The sequence below is a fragment of the Photobacterium sp. MCCC 1A19761 genome (assembly GCF_037389125.1).
GTDB lineage: Bacteria > Pseudomonadota > Gammaproteobacteria > Enterobacterales > Vibrionaceae > Photobacterium.
Window position 1 is genome coordinate 1 of sequence record NZ_JAZGTF010000074.1, and the last position, 516, is coordinate 516.

General features: G+C 52.9%; 1 rRNA gene. It reads left to right on the top strand.

Annotated features, from left to right (window positions below):
• A 23S ribosomal RNA gene (locus VV869_RS24410) occupies nucleotides 1-516 on the top strand; the annotation flags it as partial.

A 516-nucleotide genomic window follows, 5' to 3' on the forward strand; every position in this document is an offset into this window, starting at 1 on the left:
CAGTTGCTGGGATTAGACCCGAAACCAGGTGATCTAGCCATGGGCAGGTTGAAGGTGCGGTAACACGCACTGGAGGACCGAACCGACTAATGTTGAAAAATTAGCGGATGACTTGTGGCTAGGGGTGAAAGGCCAATCAAACCTGGAGATAGCTGGTTCTCCCCGAAAGCTATTTAGGTAGCGCCTCGGACGAATACTACTGGGGGTAGAGCACTGTTAAGGCTAGGGGGTCATCCCGACTTACCAACCCTTTGCAAACTCCGAATACCAGTAAGTACTATCCGGGAGACACACGGCGGGTGCTAACGTCCGTCGTGGAGAGGGAAACAACCCAGACCGCCAGCTAAGGTCCCAAAGTTATCGCTAAGTGGGAAACGATGTGGGAAGGCTCAGACAGCCAGGATGTTGGCTTAGAAGCAGCCATCATTTAAAGAAAGCGTAATAGCTCACTGGTCGAGTCGGCCTGCGCGGAAGATTTAACGGGGCTAAGCGATACACCGAAGCTGCGGCAATGCA